Source organism: Paenisporosarcina sp. P4_D4 (assembly GCF_056401835.1).
On record NZ_JBFUIO010000035.1, the window covers coordinates 17,743 to 27,162 of the forward strand.

Sequence of the window (9,420 nt, forward strand, 5' to 3'; positions counted from 1 at the left end):
TTCTTATGGAGTTATCCATACTATAAACGAATTGCTCATTATTGGAAAGTCTTATGTGAAAAGCAATGGAAACTATTTAATGGCGTGGAAAAAGATTCGTTCACTGTTTTCTTCAGGTGACTCATTCGCCCAGTCTGCAGTTACCTTAATTTCCGAAAATCCTGCTTGCTGCAAGAATGATAGATATTCTTTTACATCATAAGAACGTTGAAAATGACTTTCTTCAAAACGGTCGTATGAACCGCTCTTATTTTTCATAAAGAAAGTTAAATCATGATAAACAGAGTGTGGATACTCGCCTGGTTCCGTGTGCCAGATATAAGCAACGTCCTCATCTTCATATGTAAATGGACCGTCTAAAAATAATACATCCATTTTATAAACAGAATGAACATCAAAGAACAGTTGTCCACCTGCGGCGAGCGATTCATGAATGCCATGCAACGTCTGAAGAACTTGCGCTTCCTCTTCCAGGTAATTTAACGAATCAATCGATAGAACAGCTACATCAATTTCTTCGAATCCGTCCAAATCAGTCATAGAGACATGAAACAACGGAATGGATATCCCCTGCTTTTGAAAGCGGTCAGCTGCAATTGCCAGCATTTCCTCAGACAAATCGACGGCTTGAACAAGAAAACCCTGTTCTGCAAATTTCGCAGACAGGACTCCAGTTCCACACCCAATATCTAATAAAGATTTACCTTTCACATTTTCAACATTCGAAATAACCTTTTCGACATATTTGTCGTAAGGAATATCCGTCATTAATGCATCATAAATGTGTGCAAACTCTTTATAGCTAGTCATTACGCTTCTGAGTCTACAGAGATGATTGGTGCATCTCCCCATAAACGTTCCAAGTTATAAAATGCACGTTCATCTTTATGGAATACATGCGCAACTACGTCGCCCATGTCCACTAATACCCAACGAGCTGCGTCATAGCCTTCTAAACGTTTTACATCAAAACCGGATTGGCCTGCCTGTTCTGCCATTTCTTTTGCAATTGCCTGCACTTGACGGTCAGAATTTGCGTGACAAATAATAAAGTAATCGGCAAGCAAAGATACACCTTTCATATTCAATACGACGATATCTTCTGCACGTTTGTCATCTGCTGCTTTATAAGCAACCTCTAGTAAAGTTGGAACTGTCATTCAGTCATTTTCCTTTCGTGTAACCAAATCATTATAACAATGAATGGAATCCGGATATACCGGTTGATTTTTTTGCAATAAAAATTGAATCGAACGTTGGACACAAGCTTTCATTAACGCGTTCAGTCCCAGTTCATTCTGTTGTCTTAAATCATCAACTCCCGGGAATTGACGATTCGGTTCTATCATATCGGCACAATAAATTATTTTTTCAAGATCCGTCATGTTTGCGCGGCCAGTAGTATGGTAGCAAATCGCGTTCAATACATCCTGATTTGACACTCCAAATTCCTGCTGAGCGACAATTGCACCGACTGGGGCATGCCACAATTCATGATGAAAATTCAAGAGGGTTGGATCCATCTGTTGATCGATAATGGTTTGTTTCATCCATTCCCTATCCGCAAATTTCACGACATCATGTAAAATTGCCGCAAGCTCTGCATCTTTTTCAGATACGCCATACACATTCGCTAATCGAATAGCGGTATCCATTACTCCTAAAGTATGCACAACTCGTTTCTCAGGCATCCGCGTACGTAAAGCATTTATCAAATCATCTCTATTCATACAATTTCTCCTGACGAATATAAGTTTGTACATTTTCTGGAATTAACAATGATACATCTTTTCCTTCTTTGAACCGGTTGCGTAGCGCAGTGGAGGATAAATCAATCAACGGTGCATCGATTAACGTCACTGGATAATCAGAGCGTTCATCATAACCTGGACGCCGTACACCGATTAATCGGACCTTTTCGACCAGTTCATCAATTTTATACCACTTGTTCAAAGAAGAAATCATATCAGCACCAATCAGAAAACTGAAATGTGTTTGAGGTTCACGGGATGTCAATTCTGTCATCGTATCAAACGTATACGATAAGCCGCCTCTTTCAATCTCAAGAGGCTCCACTTGAAAATAAGAAAATGGCTTGGTGGCAAGCTGCAGCATTTGCAGTCTTTGTTCACCAGTTGCCAGATGCGATGCTTCTTTATGTGGAGGCTTAGCGTTCGGCATGAATCGAAGTTCATCGAAATCCAGTGCATGAAACACTTCATTTGCCATGATTAAATGTCCAATATGTGGAGGATTGAATGTTCCACCAAAAATGCACACTTTTTTCATCGTTAGCCTCTTGTCGGCAATTCGATTTTTTTGTTGTTTTTAGAAGCTTTGTATAATACAACAGTCAAGCCGATTAACTGAACAAGTTCTGCTTTTGTTCCCTTTGCTAATTGCTCAGCTACTTCTTGCTTATCGTCTTCACAATTTTGCAGAATACTGATTTTAATCAGTTCACGAACTTCTAAAGCTTCTTGAATTTGTTTCAGCATATGTTCATTCACTCCGCCTTTTCCAACTTGGAAAATAGGGCTTAAATGATGTGCTTGACTACGTAAAAAACGTTTTTGTTTACCTGTTAACATGTGGACCTCCTAGTGTTTGTTCGACTTGCTCTATCGTTTGTTTCGTATCAGGTTTGCGATTTGTCCACTTTTGAAATGAGAATGCTCCTTGATGTACAAACATCCCAACGCCATTTAAACAACGTGCTCCTCGATCTTTTGCTTCCGCCAAAAAAGGCGTCAATAATGGATTATACACAATATCCGCAACAATTGCTGAAGATGTTACATTTTTAAGTGACATTGGCTTGTCCACTTTTGATGTTTTCATGCCTGCAGGCGTTGTCTGGATAATGATTTGAAACAGTGCAAGTTGTGATTCAGCTTGTGAAAGTGACATCGCACGATCACCATCTATATCATTAATTAATCGTTCCGCAGATTCGATTGTACGGTTTGCGCAGGAAATATGTACATATCCTTGAGCTTTCAGTGCGAAGGCTATCCCTCTTGCAGCGCCACCAGCACCCACAATTAATATGGGCAAATTTTTAAGATTTGCACCCATCGCTTCTTCAAGCGAATTGACAAAGCCGATGCCATCCGTGTTATATCCTGTCAGTGAACCATCCTCTTCCACCACTACCGTATTGACTGCGCCCATTAAGGCCGCTGTCGTATCAATATGATCCAGCAGTGGGACGATGGCTTCTTTATGTGGAATGGTTACGTTCCAACCACTCACTCCTAAACATTTAAGTGACTCGACGGCATTAACCAGCTTGTCTTTCTTTACATGCACAGGAATATAAGTGGCATCGATGGATAAATCGGCAAACCACTTGCTGTGCATGCTTGGCGACATCGAATGAGAAATGGGATCCCCAATGACCGCGTACCATTTTTTCATGTCAGTCGCCCCCTAAATCAATGATGGACGAACTTGAATTTCTACTCCTTTAGGAGCATATGCTGCAATGACCACGTTCGGTTGGTTAACAGTAATCCAGCCCAATCCGGAGAACACGATATCCGTCTTACCTGCTTTAACAGAAAACTCGTGTCGTACTAGTGGCGGGAAATTCTCTTTAAATTCGGCAGAAGGCGGTGCAAGCATTCCACCTAAATGTTCCGCATACAAAGCATCAGCATTCTCAAGTTTCGTACGGTGAATATTTAAATCATTCGATATATGAACCGTAAACGACGAACGTTCTCCTTGAATGAAGTCGAATCTTGCAAGGCCTCCAAGGAATAAGGTTTGTCCTGAATTTAACTGGAAAATTTTCGGTTTTATTTCTTTTTTAGGTGTTATCCATTTAAGTTCAGATGAGTCAAGGAAATGCGCCATTTGATGATGATTGATAATACCTGGCGTATCATAAAGTGATTGATTGTCATCCAATGGAATTTCAATTAAATCAAGTGTTGTTCCAGGGAAATGTGAAGTTGTAATCACTTCTTTTTCACCTGTCACCTGCTTGATGATACGGTTGATGAAAGTTGATTTTCCAACATTCGTACAACCAACTACATACGCATTTTTGCCTTCACGAAGACGATCGATTGCTTCCATCGCTTCCACCATTCCAGTTCCTTTATGGGCACTGACTAACATGACATCGACAGGCTTCAATCCCAATTTCTTCGCTTCCTGCTGCAACCACTGTATGACGCGATGTTTTTTCACTGATTTCGGCAACAGATCCACTTTATTCGCAACCAGTAAGATTGGATTGTTTCCTACAAAACGGTGCAATCCTGGTAACCAGCTTCCGTTGAAATCGAAAATATCGACGATTTTCACGATCAGACCTTGTTCATTGCCAAGACTGTTCAAAATACGAAGGAAATCATCATCCGTTAATGACACAGGCTGCAATTCATTGTAGTTTTTCAAACGGAAACAACGCTGGCAAATAATCACTTCTTTTTCCAGTGATGATTGTGGTGCATATCCAGGTTCCTTTAGATCTACTGTTTGTATTTGAGTACCGCATCCGATACAAGTTGGTATAGTTGTCAAACTTCTTCCTCCCAAGTTACATAGCCTCTTCTTTTTAATGACTTGAAAATTCGTCTTTCAACCAATCGATTGAAACGCGTGAAAAATCCGTCCGATTTTGCTACAGGCAATACTAAAATCGTATGTAAATGGATGCGATTTCCTCCGACAACATCCGTCAGGAGCTGATCGCCGATTACTACCACTTCTTCACGTTTAACATCCATTTGTTGAAGTGCTTTACGAAATGCTTTGCCCATCGGTTTACGTGCTTTATAAATGAAAGGAATGCCAAGTGGATCTGCAAATGATTTCACTCGCATCTCGTTATTGTTCGAAACAATCGTCACTTGAATTCCTGCGTCTTTCATACTCTTCAGCCAGCTCACAAGTTTGGGTGTCGCATCAGGACGGTCCCATTCAACTAACGTGTTATCCAGATCCGTTATGATTCCTCGAATTCCTTTATCAAGCAATCGTTGTGGCGAAATGTCGAATACACTTTTCACAAATTCGCTCGGTAAAAATTTTTTATACACCGTGACACACTCCGTTCAACCTATTTTTCTCTAATGATTATAACATACTCCCGATTTTCTCACCCACTCGCACCCGACTGCCGGGTGTCAATGACGAATCCTTTTGAAAAGCATCTTTTCCAAATAGTAATACAACCGTGGAACCAAACGTGAAATACCCTATTTCCTCGCCTTTTATCCAATCCCGTGATGTATTGGTCATTTCAATTGAGTTTACAAACATGGCACCCACACTGATAACTGCACAGTTTTTTTGATTTGAACAAACCAAATGCGTGACTTGTCGATAGTTTCCGCTAATTGGGGTTTTTCCATAAGACAATCCGGCCTGATTCACAGGGTATGATTTTTTCCCAAGTGTCATTTGTTTTTTAACATGTCCATTAACCGGACTATGAATTCGATGATAATCAGCAGGGCTTAAATACAATACCATATAAGTCCCGCCAACATATTGTGAGGCAAGGTCAACATTTCCAAGCAGGTCCGTTAAGGTATACGACTTTTCCTTCACTAAAAATGTTCCAGTGGATGATATTTGCCCAATGGATTCAACTTTTGCATCAACAGGACTTCCCACTTCCATTTCTCCTTCTGCAATGGGACGGTGCTGTGCATCAATTTTTCGGATGAAAAAGTCATGCAATGTCGGAAATGATTCGATAGTTTGTGAAACTTCCTGCATCTGTATTCCGTATGTACGTATATAAGATGGAATCACTTTTCGACTCCAAGAAGATTTGGCGAATTTCTGGATTGTTACGGAAGACCATTTGCCATTAGTCAATTCAATAAGCGTTTGGTAAACTTTCTGTTTCACGTTATCCCACCTCTTCTAAATATGTTCTACCTTTTTTTAGTTGAAAGAAGTATAATGAACTAATACTTTACACAAGAAGGAGTGTCGTCCATTGTTTTTAATGCATCGAGTGGATCACACAATCAAAAAAATGAAAGCACATGCAGCAAATATGATCACCATCGGGAATTTATCTTTTGGTGGTGCTTCCATAATGACCACATTAAACGAATCATATAGCTATAGTGTTCTGTTTATATTTATCGCAGCATTACTGGATCGTTTCGACGGGATGGTTGCTCGTAAATTAGGTCAAGAATCGGAACTCGGAAAACAACTCGATTCCATGAGCGATATCATCTCATTCGGCGTTGCCCCAGCGATTCTCATATACATGGTTGATTTATTTGAATTTGGAACAGCCGGAATGGTCATCACCATCATTTATATTGCCAGCGGAGCTTTTCGTTTGGCACGTTTCAATATAATGGATTCGAATGGCTACTTTACTGGTCTCCCAATTACAGCTGCCGGTACTATACTGACGCTTTCTTATTTTGGATTGTCCCTGTTTTCACCAGTTTTTTATATGTTCCTCGTGCTCATTTTGGCTGTATTGATGATTAGTACTTTTACTTTGAAAAAAGTGTAACGACCGCAAATTGTGGTCGTTTTTTTCATGCTTTTTATGTCGTTAACATATAGTGACAAAAGACGACATGGAGGTGCTCATCAGCATGAGTGGTTTATTGTCTGCCGTCCTGCAATTATGGATTGAAATTCCGGCAGTCCTAGGTTACCTGAAAGGTCAGGCATTTAGAAAGCCCCTATCCCAAGAAGAAGAAGCCATATATGTAGAGCGTTGCTTAGCCGGTGATGAAGAAGCCAAACACGAATTAATTGAACGGAATATGCGACTCGTTGCACATATCGTCAAAAAATTCCATCCAAAGCATGAACAACTCGATGATTACATTTCGATCGGTACAATCGGTTTAATGAAAGCCGTAGCAAGTTACACACCAGATAAAAAGACCCGCCTCGCGACATACGCCGCCCGCTGCATAGAAAATGAAATTCTCATGCATTTACGTTCCCAGAAAAAAGTCCAAAAAGATGTCTCTCTCTACGAACCGATTGGCACGGATAAAGACGGCCATTCACTCCAAATTACAGATCTCCTGCAAACTGACGAAGACACTGCACAACAAACACTGGAACAAAAAGAACAGATGGCAAGACTTTACCGGCACTTGGACAAATTGGAGAAACGCGAAATTGAAATTATTGAGCGTAGATATGGGTTACATCAATTTGAACCGATGACTCAAAAACAAATCGCCAAGCAATTGAATATTTCAAGAAGTTACGTTTCCCGCATCGAAAAGCGAGCACTCGTAAAGTTGTATCAATTGTTTAAACATGAAAAAAACTCTCTCGATTCACTGGATATCGAAAGAGCCTCCAACAATCAATCTCTATTTTAACACGGAAACATGCTTATAATTTACTAATTACATGTAAAACGATTTGTGTCGAATGTTTTGCAGCTGTCGGCAAGAATTCATCAAAACTGATGGATGATTCTTTCCCTGCAATATCAGACAGTGCACGAATCACAACAAATGGTACGTCGAATTGGTGGCACACTTGCGCTACAGCAGCCGCTTCCATTTCCGCCGCCTTCATGTGAGGGAAATGATTACGCACGCTTTCAACACGCACAGGATCGTTCATGAATGAATCTCCTGTAGCAATTAGGCCCGTTGCATATTGATGTTGGCCTATTTCTTCCACTGCCTCTTCCGCAAGCTTACGAAGCTTAGCGTCTGTTGTGAAAGCTGCAGGAAGCTGTGGTACTTGTCCCATTTCATAGCCGAAAGCCGTTACATCCACATCGTGGTGACGTACTTCATCCGAAATAACGACTGCTCCCACTTCTAGTTCTGCATCAAAGCCACCAGCTGAACCTGTATTGATTACAGCATCCGGTTTGAAATGTTGAAGTAAAATGGTCGTTGACATGGCTGCGTTTACTTTACCGATACCGCTTCGCAGCAGCACAACGTCATGCCCTGCATATGTACCTTCAGTAAATTCACTATTTGCGATAACCGTTGTTTGTGGATTTTCAATTGCCAAACGTAACGCTTCAACTTCTTGTTCCATTGCGCCAATTACTGCTAATTTCATATAGTTTCCGCCTCTTTTCAGTTTGATAAATCATTAGATACAAGTACTTTCGAACAAGCTTCTATTTAGTCTCGAGCAAAAACACTTCCCTTAAAATAATAAAAGCGGCGCCGAAAGTCAATAGGCGCCGTCCAATGTTTTCAAAGTCTCCATTTTTTCAGGTTTCCAGCCTTCACCGTCCACCCACTCTAAATACACACGATATTTTTCTTCTTTATCATTTGATGATACAACCCCAATGGATTTCTGAGGACTTCCACCGTTTTCAAGACGCCATACAATCATATTGTCCGCAGATAAGCCTGTTGTATATGCCATAGCTTTTAGTTTCTCATCCCAGTCCACATGCCCCTTGGTATATACAGATGTATGTTCGCCAGTTTGTGATGTGCCGACCGGCTTCCAGCCAGTGTTAACGATTCGTTCAGAAACGAGTGGATCATCAGACGGTGTAGAAGTTACAGTGCCACCAGTTGTTGAATCTTCAGTTGTTGTAGATTCTTCCTCAGTAGCTTCAGATGATTCGCTGTCTTCTGTTTCCTCTTCTTCTGCAATTGGTTCAGAACCGATTTGGTCTTCAGGATCAGCTTCTTCTTCAGCTTCTGTGCCATCTGCCGTTTCTGCAGACTCGGTGTCTTTCGTGCTGTCAGCTTTTTCAGGTTCATCGTCATTTCCGATGAAAATGAATCCGGCAGTAATGATAATAAGTACAATGACGATACCTATAAGTGCATTTAATATTGTGTTCGTGCTTGGTTTTTTTGGTCGATTACTTCTCGAGGTATATCGACGCTGTGTATTTGCCAATGCGTACTCCCCCTTATATACAGCATGATAACATAAATGTTGATTACAAATTAGACGAATGTGTTAAGGAAATGTTTCATTTGGATAAGGTTTCGGCTGAATTTTGGGCGTAGAGATGTTTTGGAGCAATTTTGGTGATTTGGGAGCAGTTTTAATAGTTTTTAGATAAAGTTCCTCAGTTTCGGAGCAACTAACAATTATCTCCTAATTTTACTATTCCCCGAAAAAACAAAAATCCACTCCCAAGATATAGGAGTGGATTTTGATTATTAATTGATTGATACAATCTTGACGTCCATTTCGCCGCCAGGAGTCAATACTTTTACTTGATCTCCAACCGAACGGCCAATCAAGCTTTTCGCGATTGGAGAATCATTTGAAATCAAACCTTCCATCGGATCTGCTTCAGCTGAACCAACGATAGTGTATGTTTCTTCTTCTCCGTCTGGAACTTCAATAAAGGAAACCGTTTTCCCAAGGGATACGATGTCGTTATTTTGCTCGTCTTCTGCAATAATGACCGCATTGCGAATCATTGATTCTAAAGTTGAGATACGTCCTTCAACG

Annotated in this window: 14 protein-coding genes; 2 read left to right on the forward strand and 12 right to left on the reverse strand. The window is 40.6% G+C overall.

From position 1 onward, the window contains the following. Positions 1 to 72: 72 nt before the first annotated feature. The 9 genes from AC1DSL_RS09915 to AC1DSL_RS09955 are packed head-to-tail and all read right to left on the reverse strand — an operon-like array spanning position 73 to position 5,874. Positions 73 to 810 carry a class I SAM-dependent DNA methyltransferase gene (locus AC1DSL_RS09915; RefSeq protein WP_016426866.1) on the reverse strand — a complete coding sequence of 246 codons (738 nt, stop codon included), beginning with the start codon at positions 808 to 810 and terminating at the stop codon, positions 73 to 75. Then, positions 810 to 1,160, reverse strand: a complete 351-nt coding sequence (gene rsfS / locus AC1DSL_RS09920) for a ribosome silencing factor (protein ID WP_016426865.1) — start codon at positions 1,158 to 1,160, stop codon at positions 810 to 812. Before rsfS ends, AC1DSL_RS09915 begins: the two co-directional genes overlap by 1 nt. Further along, positions 1,161 to 1,730 carry a bis(5'-nucleosyl)-tetraphosphatase (symmetrical) YqeK gene (gene yqeK, locus AC1DSL_RS09925; protein ID WP_477532038.1) on the reverse strand — a complete coding sequence of 190 codons (570 nt, stop codon included), beginning with the start codon at positions 1,728 to 1,730 and terminating at the stop codon, positions 1,161 to 1,163. Then, the gene (locus AC1DSL_RS09930) at positions 1,723 to 2,289 is read right to left on the reverse strand and encodes a nicotinate-nucleotide adenylyltransferase (RefSeq protein WP_477532039.1); all 567 of its coding nucleotides are present in this window, start codon (positions 2,287 to 2,289) and stop codon (positions 1,723 to 1,725) included. The genes yqeK and AC1DSL_RS09930 overlap by 8 nt, the downstream gene beginning before the upstream one ends. A 2-nt stretch (positions 2,290 to 2,291) precedes the next feature. Beyond that, complete coding sequence (yhbY, locus tag AC1DSL_RS09935; protein ID WP_269925208.1) at positions 2,292 to 2,591, reverse strand: ribosome assembly RNA-binding protein YhbY; 300 nt, start codon at positions 2,589 to 2,591, stop codon at positions 2,292 to 2,294. Then, a complete protein-coding gene (aroE, locus tag AC1DSL_RS09940) occupies positions 2,578 to 3,420 on the reverse strand; it encodes a shikimate dehydrogenase (RefSeq protein WP_477532040.1) in 843 nt (280 codons plus the stop codon). Before aroE ends, yhbY begins: the two co-directional genes overlap by 14 nt. Before the next feature lie 12 nt (positions 3,421 to 3,432). Continuing rightward, positions 3,433 to 4,536: a ribosome biogenesis GTPase YqeH gene (gene yqeH / locus AC1DSL_RS09945; RefSeq protein WP_342543442.1), complete on the reverse strand. Its 1,104-nt coding sequence runs from the start codon at positions 4,534 to 4,536 to the stop codon at positions 3,433 to 3,435. Then, the gene (locus AC1DSL_RS09950; RefSeq protein WP_342543441.1) at positions 4,533 to 5,054 is read right to left on the reverse strand and encodes a YqeG family HAD IIIA-type phosphatase; all 522 of its coding nucleotides are present in this window, start codon (positions 5,052 to 5,054) and stop codon (positions 4,533 to 4,535) included. Before AC1DSL_RS09950 ends, yqeH begins: the two co-directional genes overlap by 4 nt. 37 nt (positions 5,055 to 5,091) lie before the next feature. Then, complete coding sequence (locus AC1DSL_RS09955; protein ID WP_477532041.1) at positions 5,092 to 5,874, reverse strand: phosphatidylserine decarboxylase; 783 nt, start codon at positions 5,872 to 5,874, stop codon at positions 5,092 to 5,094. A gap of 91 nt (positions 5,875 to 5,965) precedes the next feature. Here AC1DSL_RS09955 and pssA point away from each other — a divergent pair, with 91 nt between their 5' ends. Together pssA and sigK are read left to right on the forward strand one after the other, a co-directional pair. Next, positions 5,966 to 6,505: a CDP-diacylglycerol--serine O-phosphatidyltransferase gene (gene pssA, locus AC1DSL_RS09960; protein WP_016426857.1), complete on the forward strand. Its 540-nt coding sequence runs from the start codon at positions 5,966 to 5,968 to the stop codon at positions 6,503 to 6,505. An 85-nt stretch (positions 6,506 to 6,590) separates the two neighbouring features. Next, positions 6,591 to 7,340, forward strand: a complete 750-nt coding sequence (sigK, locus tag AC1DSL_RS09965) for an RNA polymerase sporulation sigma factor SigK (protein WP_016426856.1) — start codon at positions 6,591 to 6,593, stop codon at positions 7,338 to 7,340. A 13-nt stretch (positions 7,341 to 7,353) separates the two neighbouring features. Here the strand turns inward: sigK and mtnN are convergent, their stop codons facing one another. The 3 genes from mtnN to greA form a co-directional block, all read right to left on the reverse strand. After that, complete coding sequence (gene mtnN / locus AC1DSL_RS09970; RefSeq protein ID WP_477532042.1) at positions 7,354 to 8,046, reverse strand: 5'-methylthioadenosine/S-adenosylhomocysteine nucleosidase; 693 nt, start codon at positions 8,044 to 8,046, stop codon at positions 7,354 to 7,356. A gap of 117 nt (positions 8,047 to 8,163) precedes the next feature. Then, positions 8,164 to 8,853, reverse strand: coding sequence for a YrrS family protein (locus AC1DSL_RS09975; protein WP_477532043.1), 690 nt, complete (start codon positions 8,851 to 8,853; stop codon positions 8,164 to 8,166). 269 nt (positions 8,854 to 9,122) lie between these two features. Then, positions 9,123 to 9,420 (reverse strand): transcription elongation factor GreA (gene greA, locus AC1DSL_RS09980; RefSeq protein WP_477532044.1); only part of this gene is annotated, 298 nt, incomplete at its 5' end.